The organism is Pseudomonas sp. E1BtOHC1 (assembly GCF_058744285.1).
The window spans coordinates 936622-952217 of record NZ_CP196023.1; the positions used below are offsets into that span (position 1 = coordinate 936622).

Genomic DNA, 15596 nt, shown 5'->3' on the forward strand with positions numbered 1-15596 from the left:
CCGGCAACCACCCGCCAGGGGGGGCTGCCAGGAGCCGATCAGCTGTTGTTGTGATCGATCTTGATGGTCGGGTCGCTGCCGGCGATCAACGAGTTGATGTTGGCGTTGGACCAGTTGTTGCCTTCCAGCTTGATCGTCACGTCGGCGTTGGCCAGGCCTCCGGCGGCGTTGAGCTTGCCTTCGGAACTGACCTGCAGGGTCGAGACCCCGTCCACGGTGGTGATCTTGAGGAAGTTGTCGATGGTGCTGGCGCTCTCGCCCTGCAGCAGATCCCGCAGGTCGATACGGTCACCTTCGCTGGCCTTGAAGTCCTTGATCACGTCGTTGCCGGTATCGCCGGCTTTCCAGACGAAGGTATCGGCCCCCGATCCGCCGATCAGGATGTCGTTGCCCTGGCCGCCGATCAGGGTGTCGTTGCCGGTGCCCCCCAGCAGGATGTCATTGCCCTTGCCGCCGTCCAGCGTGTCGTTGCCGCCCTGGCCGAAGAGAATGTCATTGCCGGCGCCGCCCAGCAGGGTGTCGTTGCCGTCGTGGCTGCCGGACACATCGAACTCGGTGTAGTGCTCGGTGATGTACTGGTGCACGTTGCTGGTGGTGACCTTGCTCACATCGACCCCGCTCTGCTTGGCCACGTAGGCCTGCATGGCCTGGTAACCCTCGCCGGCGATGCCGTTGAAGCTCACCAGGTCGCCGAACAGGATGTCGTTGCCGTCGCCGCCGCTGACCTTGTCGGCCCCCGGCATGGTGGCTTCGGTGTGACCGATGATCGAGTTGGCCAGGTCGGCCGGGTCGATGTTGGTCTGCGGCTTGCCGTCGCTGTCGTAGGGCTTGAGGTCGTTGAGACTGACACCACTGTTGATACCGATGGCTTCGACGTTCGACAGGCCGCTGAGCAGGGCAAAGCCGCTGCTGGAGTTGGTGGAGGTGTAGTAATCGGTGCTGCTGCCGGAGCCGGCCAGGTTCGACAGCTCGTAGGTGCCGTCACCCTGGGCGTGCAGGGTGCCCAGGGTCTTGCTGCTCCAGCCCCAGCCATTGTTGGTCTGCAGGATCGTCGTGCCATCGCTGGCGACGCTCAGGTAGTGTGAGTTGTCGAGGTACTTGCCGAAGGTATCCCCCAGCTTGTAGTTGCTGGTGGTCACCACATCGTCGAGGCGCACGTTGCCGTACAGCGTCGGGTTGGTCTGCTCGCCGCTCTGGTAGTAGGTCGGCTTACCGTCGGTAATGAAGTACGTCAGGTTGGTGGCGTTGCTGTTGCCGGTGGCCTGGCTGCTCTGGAAGAAGTTGGCCGTGGCCTTGAACACGTCTTCATAGTTGGTGCCGCCGCCGGAAGCCATCGAATCCAGCACGGCCTTGAGCTGGGCCAGGGCGTTCGGGTCGTTGAGGTTCACCGACACCGACTTGTTGACCTGGGTATCGAAGTCGGCAAGGAAGATGTTCACGGTGCCCGAGCCGGCGCTGCCGATACTGTTCTTCAGGGTATTGAAGACCGAGGTCAGGGAGTTCTTGGCCGCGGTGATCGAGGCGCTGCTCATACTGCCCGAGGTGTCCACCATGAAGGCAATGTTGTAGTTGGTGCCCGGGACCACGGTCAGGCCGCCGATGTCGGCGACCACGATGTCGTTGCCGTCGGTACCGGTGACGGTATCGTCGCCGGAGGTAGCGACCACCGCGTTGTAGGTTGCCGGGTAGACCTTGACCGGGATCTGCGCCGAAGTGCTGGCAGAACCGCCCAGGGACTCGGTGGAGGTCGAGGTCACGTTGAGGTTGAACGTGCCGTTGTAGTAAGGCGGCGGGGTGACCGTCAGGTTGCCCAGGTTCCAGCCGGTGACATTGGCTTCGCCGGAGGTCGCGGTGGCGGTGAAGGTATGCCCGGCGCCATCGCTGAGGACCGAACCGGCAGGAATGCCGCTGATCTTCACGCTCAGGGTTTCCGAGCCGTCGGTATCGGTCAGGCCGGTGCTGATCTTCGCCAGATGCACGCTGCCGCCTTCGCCGCCTTCGTTGAGCTTGTAACCGTCGTAGTAACCCTCACCGTTGGTGCCGTGCAGGTCGGATACCGAAACCCCGGCGTTGGTCAGGTCGGTGACGCCGGTGTACAGCGGCACGCCGGCGTTGCTCAGGTCTACCGCGGCGCCGCCATTGACCGAGAGGTTGACGTCGTAAGCGCCCGGACCACTCTGGTTATGGTGGTAGATGTCGATGGTGTAGTAGCCGCTGGTGGTCGGGGTGAAGGTACCGTTGAGGTTACCGCCCGCGCCCCAGGTGGTGCTGGCCACGTTCTTGCCACCGATGGTCACCAGCAGGCTGTCGTCGCCGGTGCCGGAGAAGGTGTAGGCCTTGCCGGCTTCCAGGTAGATCAGGCCGGAGGTCTTCGATGCGGTGCCCGGGGTGATGTTGCCGTCGGACTGGACGTTGGTCGCCAGGCTGCTGCTGTTAGGCGTGCCGGCAGCATCAATGACCGATTTCAGAGTGCTGGCGGACGCGCCGCTGCCGTCGGTGCCCAGGCCGCTGAGGCCGGTCCAGACTTCCTTGAGCAGACCGACCGAGTTCACATTGTTGCCCGCCACGCTCAGGGTCGGGGCATCGGCCACTGGGGTAATGTCGACCGTGACCGTACCGGTGCTGCCCAGGGCCTGGCCATCGGTTGGCTGGAACTTGATCTGGGCGTAATCCGCCTGCTGGTTGCCTACGCCGCTGCCGCCGTAGCCATTGGTGCCGGATTCATTGGCGTCCGGCGTGAAGCGCAGTTTGCCGGCATCGATATCGGCCTTGCTGAAGGTCTGGTTGTTGGCCACGTCCTTCCAGGTCGAACCGTCCAGGTACTGCAGTTTGCCTTCACCCGGTAGTTGGGTGATTTTCACCCCGAGGTTGGCCGCCGGGCTGTCGACGTCGCTGACGCCGAAGTTGGACCAGGTCAGGGCCAGCGGCGTGTCTTCGGTACCGGTGACAGCGCTGCCGGTGGCGGTTGGGGCATCGTTCACCGCCACCACATTGACCGTGGTGGTGGCGACGTTGGAGTAGTTGCCGCCGTCGGTCACGGTCACGGTGATGGTCCGTGGCGTGGTGCTCGGGTCTTCACTGTTGTTGGTGAAGGTGATGTTCTTGATCTGCTGCATGTAGTCGGCCAGCGTCGCGTTGCCCGACAGGGTCAGGGTGATCGAACCGTCCTTGCTGTTGGCATTGATGTTGATGCCGTTGACGCTGTTGCCCAGGTTCAGCGAGTCCCCCGGCTGACGGTTGGTCAGCACGATGGTGGCGCCGGTGAGCAGGGTGCTGTCCGGATCGGTGATGCTCAGGTCGGTGTCGGCGATCGACACGCCAGGGCCTGCGGTGCCTTCGGTGAAGGTGACCTTGTAGTCGGCTCCGGTGGCGCCGCTGGAGTTGTTGGCATCCAGGTCGATGACCGGTGGCGCATCGTTGTCGATGATCGAGGTGGTGACGGTATTGTTGCTGCCCACCACCAGATTCTCGAAGTTGCCGCCGGTGGCCGAGTCGATCTTGACCGTGAAGTTTTCCGTGCCTTCGGTGATCTTGTCGTCAAGGGTGGCGACGTTGAAGGTGGCGCTGCTGGCGCCGGCCGGGATCTTCACGGTGTACACGCCGCTGAAGTCCGAGCCGTCGGTGGCGGTGCCGCTGTAGCTGATCTTCAGGGTGACTTCGGTTTGCGCCGGGTGGGTCAGGCTCACGGTGTAGCTGGCGGTCTGGCCTTCGGTGACCGAGGTGCTGCCGCTGATGCCCACCGAGGTGGTATCGACAGTATCGGTGACGTTGGTCACGGCTGGCGTGGTGTCTGGTACCAGCTTCTCGAAGTTGCCGCCGGTGGCGCCGGTAATGGACGCATTGACCTTGCCGGCGTCGATGTAGACGTCATCTGCCGGTGCCGGGACGGTGACCGTGCCGGTGGTTTTACCGGCTTCGATATGGATCACCGCACCGTTGTTCAGGGTCACGGTAACCGGCGAGCCGGCAGCATTGCTCAGGGTTGCGGTGTAGACGATGGAGCCGCCTTCGGCCACGGTGCCGGTGGCACTGAGGCTGACGCTGGTGGTGTCGACGGTGTCGGTCACGGTGGTGCTGACTGGGGTCTTGTCGGCCACGAGATTTTCGTAGTTGCCGCCGCTGACGTTGGTGATGGAGTTGGTCAGTGGAGTGTGACCGACCAGAACGTCGTTAGGCGCGCTGATGCTCACCGAACCGGTGGTTTCGCCGACCGGGATGGTGATTTTCTCGCCATTGGCCAGGTTCACGGTGACGGGCGAACCGGTCACTGGAGCGCTAACGGTGGCGGTGTAAGTGACGTTGCCACCCTCGGCAGCCGAAGGCGTGGCCTTCAGCGTGACGGTGGAGTTGTCGATGGTGTCGGTGACATCGGTCACGGCTGGCGTGGTGTTCGGCACCAGCTTCTCGAAGTTGCCACCTTCGGCCTTGGTGATAGTGGCCTCGACCTTGCCGGCGTCTTTGTAGACATCGTCGGCTGGTGCGGGGACGGTCACGGTGCCAGTGGTTTTACCGGCCTCGATATGGATCACGGCACCGTTGCTCAGAGTCACGGTGACCGGAGTGCCAGGCGCGTTGGTCAGGGTGGCGGTGTAGATAATCGAACCGCCCTCAGCCACGGTGCCGGTGGCACTGAGGCTGACACTGGTGGTGTCCACGGTATCGGTCACGGTGGTGCTGACCGGGGTCTTGTCGGCCACGAGATTTTCGTAGTTGCCGCCGCTGACGTTGGTGATGGAGTTGGTCAGCGGAGTGTGGCCGACCAGAACGTCGTTAGGCGCGCTGATGCTCACCGAACCGGTGGTTTCGCCGACCGGGATGGTGATTTTCTCGCCATTGGCCAGGTTCACGGTGACAGGCGAACCGGTCACTGGAGCGCTAACGGTGGCGGTGTAAGTGACGTTGCCACCTTCGGCAGCCGAAGGCGTGGCCTTCAGCGTGACGGTGGAGTTGTCGATGGTGTCGGTGACATCGGTCACGGCTGGCGTGGTGTTCGGCACCAGCTTCTCGAAGTTGCCGCCTTCGGCCTTGGTGATGGTGGCCTCGACCTTGCCTGCATCCTTGTAAACATCATCGGTTGGCGCCGCGACGGTGGCGGTACCAGTAGTCGCACCTGCGGCGATGGTGATTACTGCACCATTGCTCAAGGTCACGGTGACCGGAGTGCCTGCAGCATTGCTCAGTGTGGCGGTGTAAACGATGGAACCACCCTCGGCCACGGTGCCGGTGGCACTGAGGCTGACACTGGTGGTGTCGACGGTGTCGGTCACGGTGGTGCTGACCGGGGTCTTGTCGGCCACGAGATTTTCGTAGTTGCCGCCGCTGACGTTGGTGATGGAGTTGGTCAGTGGAGTGTGACCGACCAATACGTCGTTCGGTGCGCTGATGCTCACCGAACCGGTGGTTTCGCCGACCGGGATGGTGATTTTCTCGCCATTGGCCAGGTTCACGGTGACAGGCGAACCGGTCACTGGAGCGCTAACGGTGGCAGTGTAAGTGACGTTGCCACCCTCGGCAGCCGAAGGCGTGGCCTTCAGCGTGACGGTGGAGTTGTCGATGGTGTCAGTCACATCGGTCACGGCTGGCGTGGTGTTCGGCACCAGCTTCTCGAAGTTGCCACCTTCGGCCTTGGTGATAGTGGCCTCGACCTTGCCGGCGTCTTTGTAGACATCGTCGGCTGGTGCGGGGACGGTCACGGTGCCGGTGGTTTTACCTGCTTCGATATGGATCACGGCACCGTTGCTCAGGGTCACGGTGACCGGAGTGCCGGCCGCGTTGGTCAGGGTCGCGGTGTAGGTGATCTGGCCACCCTCAGCCACGGTACCGGTGGCACTGAGGCTGAGATTGGTGGTGTCGACGGTGTCGGTGACCGAGGTCTGGGCCGGTTTGTCGCTAATAGCCAGTTTTTCGTAGTTGCCGCCATCGGCCCTGGTAATGGTGGTGCTCAGAGAACTGCCACCGGCCAGAGCATCGTTCGGCGCCGTGAAATTGACCGAAGCCTGGCTTTCACCGACTGGGATGGTGATGGTCTGACCGTTCGACAGGGTCACTACTACTGGCGAGCCAGTCACCGGCGCGGTGACCGATGCGGTGTACACCACGGTTCCACCTTCGGCCACGCTTGGCGTGGCGGTCAGGCTCACCGTCGACGTATCGATAGTATCGGTGACATCAGTCACGGCTGGAGCCGGGTTGGTGACCAGGTGCTCGAAATTGCCGCCGTCAGCTTTGGTGATGGTGGCTTCGACCTTGCCGGCGTCCTTATAAACATCATCGGCCGGGGCGGCGACAGTCGCGGTGCCGGAAGTGGCGCCTGCGGCGATGGTGATCACTGCGCCATTGCTCAACGTCACGGTGACCGGAGTCCCGGCCGCATTGCTCAGTGTTGCGGTGTAGACAATGGAGCCGCCTTCAGCCACGGAATCGGTAGCGGTCAGGCTCAGCGTCGTTGTATCCGGCGTATCGGTAACCGTGGTTTCAGCCGGTTTGTCACTGATATCCAACTTCTCGTAATTGCCACCGTCGGTCTTGGTGATGGTGGTGCTCAGGGAGCTACCGCCAGCCAAGGCATCGTTCGGCGCGGTGAAATTCACGCTGCCGGAGGACTCGCCCACCGGGATGGTAATGGTCTGGCCGTTGGACAGGGTGACCACGACCGGCGAGCCAGTCACTGGCGCGGTGACCGATGCGGTGTACACCACGATGCCGCCTTCGGCCACGCTTGGCGTAGCAGTCAGTGAAACGGTGCTGGTGTCGATGGTATCGGTGACATCAGTCACCGCTGGAGCTGGGTTGGTGACCAGGTTCTCGAAGTTGCCGCCATCCGCTTTGGTGATGGTGGCTTCGACTTTGCCGGCGTCTTTGTAGACGTCGTCGGCTGGCGCCGCAACAGTGGCGGTGCCGGTCGTGGCGCCAGCGGCGATGGTGATCACAGCACCGTTGCTCAGGGTCACGGTCACCGGAGTTCCGGCAGCGTTGGTCAGAGTGGCGGTGTAGACGATAGAGCCGCCCTCGGCCACGGAGTCGGTGGCCGACAGGCTCAGGGTGGTGGTATCTGGCGTATCGGTAACGCTGGTTTCAGCGGGTTTATCGCTGATTTCCAGTTTTTCGTAGTTACCGCCATCGGTCTTGGTGATGGTGGTGCTCAGAGAGCTACCGCCAGCCAGGGCGTCATTCGGTGCGGTGAAGTTCACGCTGCCGGAAGATTCGCCCACCGGAATGGTGATGGTTTGACCGTTGGACAGAGTGACCACAACCGGGGAGCCGGTCACCGGCGCGGTTACCGACGCGGTGTAAACCACGGTGCCACCTTCAGCCACGCTTGGCGTAGCGGTCAGCGAAACGGTGCTGGTGTCGATGGTATCGGTGACATCAGTCACAGCTGGAGCTGGGTTGGTGACCAGGTTTTCGAAGTTGCCACCGTCAGCTTTGGTGATGGTGGCTTCGACTTTGCCGGCGTCTTTGTAGACGTCGTCGGCTGGTGCCGCAACAGTGGCGGTGCCAGTGGTGGCACCGGCTGCGATGGTGATCACCGCACCGTTAGACAGGGTTACGGTAACCGGTGTGCCAGCTGCATTGGTCAGCGTGGCGGTGTAAACGATGGAACCACCTTCGGCCACGGAGTCGGTAGCGCTCAGGCTCAGGGTGGTGGTGTCCGGGGTATCGGTGACCGAGGTCTCAGCGGGTTTATCGCTGACCTCCAGTTTCTCGTAGTTACCGCCATCGGCCTTGGTAATGGTGGTGCTCAGAGAGCTGCCGCCAGCCAGGGCATCGTTGGGTGCGGTGAAGTTGACGCTGCCGGTGGACTCGCCAACCGGAATAGTGATGGTCTGGCCGTTGGACAGGGTGACCACAACCGGGGAGCCGGTCACCGGAGCGGTGACCGACGCGGTGTAAACCACGATGCCGCCTTCGGCCACGCTCGGGGTAGCGGTCAGGCTGACGGTGGACGTGTCGATGGTGTCAGTAACGTCGGTGACTGCCGGCGCTGGATTGGTGACCAGGTTTTCGAAGTTGCCGCCATCCGCTTTGGTGATAGTGGCTTCGACTTTGCCCGCATCTTTGTAAACGTCATCGGCAGGCGCAGGCACTGTGGCGGTGCCCGAAGTAGCGCCCGCGGCGATGGTGATCACCGCACCGTTAGACAGGGTCACGGTCACTGGCGTACCAGCGGCATTGGTCAGGGTGGCGGTGTAAACGATGGAACCACCTTCGGCCACGGAGTCGGTGGCCGTCAGGCTCAGAGTGGTTGTATCCGGCGTATCGGTAACGCTGGTTTCAGCGGGTTTATCGCTGATGTCCAGCTTCTCGTAGTTGCCACCATCAGCCTTGGTGATGGTGGTGCTCAAGGAGCTGCCACCGGCCAGAGCATCGTTCGGTGCGGTGAAATTCACGGTGGCGGAAGACTCGCCCACCGGAATGGTGATGGTCTGGCCGTTGGACAGGGTCACCACAACCGGCGAACCGGTAACCGGCGCCGAGACCGACGCGGTGTATACCACGATGCCGCCTTCGGCGACGCTTGGTGTAGCGGTCAGCGAAACGGTGCTGGTGTCGATGGTATCGGTGACATCAGTCACGGCTGGCGCTGGATTGGTCACCAGGTTCTCGAAATTGCCGCCGTCCGCTTTAGTGATGGTGGCTTCGACTTTTCCGGCGTCTTTGTAGACGTCGTCGGCTGGTGCGGCAACGGTGGCGGTGCCGGACGTGGCGCCCGCAGCGATGGTGATCACCGCGCCATTGCTCAGGGTCACGGTGACCGGGGTGCCTGCGGCATTGGTCAGGGTAGCGGTGTAGACAATGGAGCCGCCTTCGGCCACGGAGTCGGTGGCCGACAGGCTCAGGGTGGTGGTGTCTGGGGTGTCGGTTACTGTGGTTTCAGCGGGCTTGTCGCTGATCTCCAGCTTCTCGTAGTTACCGCCGTCAGCCTTGGTGATGGTGGTGCTCAGAGAGCTGCCACCGGCCAGGGCATCGTTGGGCGCGGTGAAATTGACCGAAGCCTGGCTTTCGCCGACCGGGATGGTGATGGTCTGACCGTTGGACAGGGTCACCACGACTGGCGAGCCGGTCACCGGCGCCGACACCGATGCGGTGTACACCACGGTGCCGCCTTCGGCCACGCTCGGCGTGGCAGTCAGGTTCACCGTCGAGGTATCGATGGTGTCGGTGACATCGGTGACGGCTGGCGCTGGGTTGGTCTCCAGGTTTTCGAAGTTGCCACCGTCAGCCTTGCTGATGGTGACTTCGACCTTGCCCGCATCCTTGTACACGTCGTCAGCCGGTGCGGCAACGGTGGCTGTACCCGAGGTAGCGCCCGCGGCGATGGTGATGACGGCACCGTTGGACAGGGTCACAGTGACCGGAGTGCCTGCGGCATTGGTCAGGGTAGCGGTGTAGACAATGGAGCCGCCCTCGGCCACGGACTCGGTGGCCGACAGGCTCAGGGTGGTGGTGTCCGGCGTATCGGTAACACTGGTCTCAGCGGGTTTGTCGTTGATGTCCAGCTTTTCGTAGTTGCCACCGTCCGCTTTGGTGATGGTGGTACTCAGGGAGCTACCGCCAGCCAGGGCGTCATTCGGTGCAGTGAAGTTCACGCTGCCGGAAGATTCGCCCACCGGAATGGTGATGGTCTGGCCGTTGGATAGGGTGACCACAACCGGAGAGCCGGTAACCGGAGCGGTGACCGATGCGGTGTACACCACGGTGCCGCCTTCAGCGACGCTCGGCGTTGCGGTGAGGGACACAGTGCTGGTGTCGATGGTGTCGGTGACATCGGTGACGGCTGGCGCTGGGTTGGTCTCCAGGTTTTCGAAGTTGCCACCGTCAGCCTTGCTGATGGTGACTTCGACCTTGCCCGCATCCTTGTACACGTCGTCAGCCGGTGCGGCGACGGTGGCGGTACCCGAGGTAGCGCCCGCGGCGATGGTGATGACGGCACCGTTGGACAGGGTCACAGTGACCGGAGTGCCAGCGGCGTTGGTCAGGGTCGCGGTGTAAACGATGGAACCGCCTTCGGCCACGGAGTCGGTGGCCGACAAGCTCAGGGTGGTGGTGTCCGGCGTATCGGTAACACTGGTCTCAGCGGGTTTGTCGCTGATGTCCAGCTTTTCGTAGTTGCCACCGTCCGCTTTGGTGATGGTGGTGCTCAGAGAGCTACCGCCAGCCAGGGCGTCATTCGGTGCAGTGAAGTTCACGCTGCCGGAGGACTCGCCCACTGGAATAGTGATGGTCTGTCCGTTGGACAGGGTCACTACCACTGGCGAGCCAGTCACTGGCGCGGTGACCGATGCGGTGTACACCACGGTTCCACCTTCGGCCACGCTTGGCGTGGCGGTCAGGCTCACCGTCGACGTATCGATAGTATCGGTGACATCGGTCACCGCTGGAGCCGGGTTGGTTTCCAGGTTCTCGAAGTTGCCGCCCTCGGCCTTGCTGATGGTGACTTCGACCTTGCCGGCATCTTTGTAAACATCATCCGCAGGAGCGGCAACGGTTGCAGTCCCCGAAGTGGCGCCTGCCGCGATGGTGATGACGGCACCGTTGGAGAGTGTGACCGTGACCGGTGTGCCAGCGGCGTTGGTCAGGGTGGCGGTGTAGACGATGGACCCACCTTCGGCCACGGAGTCGGTGGCCGACAGGCTCAGGGTGGTGGTATCTGGCGTATCGGTAACGCTGGTCTCAGCGGGTTTATCGCTGATTTCCAGTTTTTCGTAGTTACCGCCATCGGTCTTGGTGATGGTGGTGCTCAGAGAGCTACCGCCAGCCAGGGCGTCATTCGGTGCAGTGAAGTTCACGCTGCCGGAGGACTCGCCCACTGGAATAGTGATGGTCTGTCCGTTGGACAGGGTCACTACCACTGGCGAGCCAGTCACTGGCGCGGTGACCGATGCGGTGTACACCACGGTTCCACCTTCGGCCACGCTTGGCGTGGCGGTCAGGCTCACCGTCGACGTATCGATAGTATCGGTGACATCGGTCACCGCTGGAGCCGGGTTGGTTTCCAGGTTCTCGAAGTTGCCGCCCTCGGCCTTGCTGATGGTGACTTCGACCTTGCCGGCATCTTTGTAAACATCATCCGCAGGAGCGGCAACGGTTGCAGTCCCCGAAGTGGCGCCTGCCGCGATGGTGATGACGGCACCGTTGGAGAGTGTGACCGTGACCGGTGTGCCAGCGGCGTTGGTCAGGGTGGCGGTGTAGACGATGGACCCACCTTCGGCCACGGAGTCGGTGGCCGACAGGCTCAGGGTGGTGGTATCTGGCGTATCGGTAACGCTGGTCTCAGCGGGTTTATCGCTGATTTCCAGTTTTTCGTAGTTACCGCCATCGGTCTTGGTGATGGTGGTGCTCAGAGAGCTACCGCCAGCCAGGGCGTCATTCGGTGCAGTGAAGTTCACCGAAGCCTGGCTTTCGCCAACCGGAATAGTGATGGTCTGTCCGTTGGACAGGGTCACCACAACCGGCGAGCCGGTCACTGGCGCGGTGACCGATGCGGTGTACACCACGGTGCCGCCTTCAGCCACGCTCGGAGTCGCGGTCAGGCTTACAGTCGACGTATCGATAGTGTCAGTGACATCAGTCACCGCCGGAGCCGGATTGGTCTCCAGGTTTTCGAAGTTGCCACCGTCCGCTTTGGTGATGGTGACTTCCACCTTGCCCGCGTCCTTATAGACGTCATCGGCAGGCGCCGCGACAGTCGCAGTGCCAGTTGTGGCACCGGCGGCGATGGTGATGACGGCACCGTTGGACAGGGTCACGGTGACTGGCGTGCCCGCAGCATTGGTCAGTGTGGCGGTGTAGACAATGGAGCCGCCCTCGGCCACGGAGTCGGTGGCCGACAGGCTCAGCGTCGTTGTGTCTGGAGTGTCGGTGACAGCGGTCTCGGCCGGCTTGTCATTGATCTCCAGTTTTTCGTAGTTGCCACCCTCGGTCTTGGTGATGGTGGTGCTCAAGGAGCTACCGCCAGCCAGGGCATCGTTCGGCGCGGTGAAGTTCACCGAAGCCTGGCTTTCGCCAACCGGAATAGTGATGGTCTGTCCGTTGGACAGGGTCACCACAACCGGCGAGCCGGTAACCGGAGCCGTAACCGACGCGGTGTACACCACTGTGCCGCCTTCGGCGACGCTCGGAGTGGCAGTCAGGCTGACGGTGGAAGTGTCGATGGTGTCGGTGACATCAGTCACAGCCGGAGCTGGGTTGGTGACCAGGTTCTCGAAGTTGCCGCCATCCGCTTTGGTGATGGTGACTTCAACCTTACCGGCATCTTTGTAGACGTCATCGGCTGGTGCCGCGACGGTGGCGGTGCCAGTTGTGGCGCCTGCGGCAATGGTGATCACCGCGCCATTGCTCAGGGTCACGGTGACCGGAGTACCGGCAGCGTTGGTCAGGGTCGCGGTGTAAACAATCGAACCGCCTTCTGCCACGGTATCGGTAGCAGTCACGCTGAGGGTGGTGGTGTCCGGTGTGTCGGTGACCGAGGTTTCAGCTGGCTTGTCGTTGATCTCCAGCTTCTCGTAGTTGCCGCCGTCAGCCTTGGTGATGGTGGTGCTTAAGGAGCTGCCACCGGCCAGAGCATCGTTGGGTGCGGTGAAGTTCACGGTAGCGGACGATTCGCCCACCGGAATGGTAATGGTCTGGCCGTTGGACAGGGTCACGACAACTGGTGAACCGGTCACTGGCGCGGTGACCGACGCGGTGTAAACCACGGTTCCGCCTTCAGCGACGCTCGGTGTGGCGGTCAGGCTGACTGTCGAGGTATCGATGGTGTCGGTGACGTCAGTGACGGCAGGGGCTGGATTGGTGACCAGGTTTTCGAAGTTGCCGCCATCGGTCTTGGTGATGGTGACTTCGACCTTGCCCGCGTCCTTATAGACGTCATCAGCCGGGGCCGCGACGGTGGCGGTGCCGGAAGTGGCGCCAGCAGCGATGGTGATCACCGCGCCGTTGCTCAGGGTGACGGTCAGCGCAGTCCCGGCAGCATTGGTCAGTGTGGCGGTGTAAACGATGGCACCGCCTTCAGCCACTGAATCGGTGGCGGTCAGGCTCAAAGTCGTGGTGTCTGGGGTGTCGGTAACGCTGGTTTCAGCCGGCTTGTCGTTGATGTCCAGCTTTTCGTAGTTGCCACCCTCGGTCTTGGTGATGGTGGTGCTCAGGGAGCTGCCGCCAGCCAGGGCATCGTTGGGTGCGGTGAAATTCACGGTAGCGGACGATTCGCCCACCGGAATGGTAATGGTCTGGCCGTTGGACAGGGTCACGACGACTGGCGAACCGGTAACCGGCGCCGACACCGACGCGGTGTATACCACGGTGCCGCCTTCAGCCACGCTCGGGGTCGCGGTCAGGCTGACAGTCGACGTATCGATAGTGTCAGTGACATCAGTCACCGCCGGAGCCGGATTGGTCTCCAGGTTTTCGAAGTTGCCACCGTCCGCTTTGGTGATGGTGACTTCAACCTTACCGGCATCTTTGTAGACGTCATCGGCTGGTGCCGCGACGGTGGCGGTGCCAGTTGTGGCGCCTGCGGCAATGGTGATCACCGCGCCGTTGCTCAGGGTCACGGTGACCGGAGTACCGGCAGCGTTGGTCAGTGTGGCGGTGTAGACAATGGAGCCGCCTTCGGCCACCGAGTCAGTGGCCGAGAGGCTCAGCGTCGTGGTGTCCGGAGTATCGGTGACGGCGGTGTCTGCCGGCTTATCGCTGAAATCGAGTTTTTCGTAGTTGCCGCCGTCGACCTTGGTGATGCTGGTGCTCAAGGAGCTGCCACCGGCCAGGGCATCGTTGGGCGCGGTGAAGTTCACGGTGGCGGAAGACTCGCCCACCGGAATGGTAATGGTCTGGCCGTTGGACAGGGTCACGACAACTGGTGAACCGGTCACTGGCGCGGTGACCGACGCGGTGTAAACCACGGTTCCGCCTTCAGCGACGCTCGGCGTGGCGGTCAGGCTGACTGTCGAGGTATCGATGGTGTCGGTGACGTCAGTGACGGCAGGGGCTGGATTGGTGACCAGGTTTTCGAAGTTGCCGCCATCGGTCTTGGTGATGGTGACTTCGACCTTGCCCGCGTCCTTATAGACGTCATCAGCCGGGGCCGCGACGGTGGCGGTGCCGGAAGTGGCGCCAGCAGCGATGGTAATCACCGCGCCGTTGCTCAGGGTGACGGTCAGCGCAGTCCCGGCAGGATTGGTCAGGGTCGCGGTGTAGACGATGGAGCCGCCTTCGGCCACGGTGCCGGTGGCCGACAGGCTCAGGCCGGTATCGTCAATGGTGTCGGTGACTGTAGTCACGGCCTTGTCGGTGCTGGGCACCAGGCTCTCGAAGTTGCCGCCCTCAGCCTTGGTGATGCCGACCTCGAGGGTGCTGCCGTTCTTGTAGACATCGTTGGCCGGGGCCGCGACGTCGATCGAGCCGCTGGACTTGCCCGCTTCGATGGTGATGACCGAACCGTTGGACAGGGTAATGGTCACCGGCGTCTGCGCCGGGTTGGTCAGGGTGGCGGTGTAGGTGATCTGTCCGCCTTCGGTGACGTTGGCATCGGCTGTCAGGGTGACGGTGGTGGTGTCGATAGTGTCGGTGACCTGGGTCACCGCCGGGGTCGGGTTGACGGTCACCAGCAGGCCGCCGCCGCCAGCAGTGCCGGTCACGCTAACGCTGATCTGGCCGGGGTCGATATAGACGTTGTCATGGGGCGCCAGAGGGACCTGCACGCTGCCAGTGGTTTGGCCGGCGCCGATCACGATGACCGCGCCATTGGACAGGGTGACGGTCAGGTCGGTCAGCGGTGCCTGGGTCAGAGTGGCGGTATACACCAGCACACCACCGGCTTCGGTGATGGTCGGGGTGGCGCCCAGGGTCAGGGTCGCCGGGCGCAGCGAATCACTGCCACTGCCGTTGCCATTGGCCAGGCCATTATTGTTGGTCAGCCCGCCAATGGTGTTGTCCTGGGCCGAATTGGCCAGCCCCAGGCCGGCGGTCGGGAAGCCGATGGTCGGGTCCACCCGGCCTGCAGTTTCCTCAAGCTGGACGAAGCTGTGGCCGCCCCCGGCAGCACCACCCGTACCTGCTGCGGACGGGCCGGCAGCGGTGGCTTCCAGGTCGGTGGTCGGGTCGACACCGGCGGCAATGGCCTGCTGCAGTTCAGCCACCGAGGGCGCGGCTTGCGCGCTGGCCTGGGCCAGGTCGGTGCTGGAGTCCGGGGCGGCACCGCTCCATTGAGTGTCGCGGCCAAGGTCGAGGGTACGCCCGTCGGTCAACTCCAGAGTGACGGCACCCGCCGGGCCGGTATCCACCTGGTCACCCACGAACAGGCGGTCGCCTTCGATGAGTACGCGCCGGATTCCTTCCGGGGAAACTACGAAAACCTGACCGACAATGCTTTTGACGATGGCAACAACACTGCTCATTGGGGACTCTCCGGTGTACCGCTCAGTTGACATCCATGTACCGGCTTGGGCGCGGGCCGCAACTCAGTCTGGAGGTACATTGCTGTGTAATTGGAAACGGGTATTTGACAGTATGGCTGTCAATATTTTGGCTAGATTTTTTCGAGATTAACTTTATGCCAAACTATTGACCTTATGGATGCCATCCTAAACAATCGCCGGATT

At 62.6% G+C, this 15596-nt stretch carries 1 protein-coding gene; it reads right to left on the reverse strand.

Going from position 1 to position 15596, the window contains the following annotated elements; genetic code table 11:
- Positions 1-38: 38 nt before the first annotated feature.
- Complete coding sequence (locus tag ACSSVC_RS04410; RefSeq protein ID WP_492612014.1) at positions 39-15392, reverse strand: LapA family giant adhesin; 15354 nt, start codon at positions 15390-15392, stop codon at positions 39-41.
- Positions 15393-15596 lie beyond the last annotated feature (204 nt).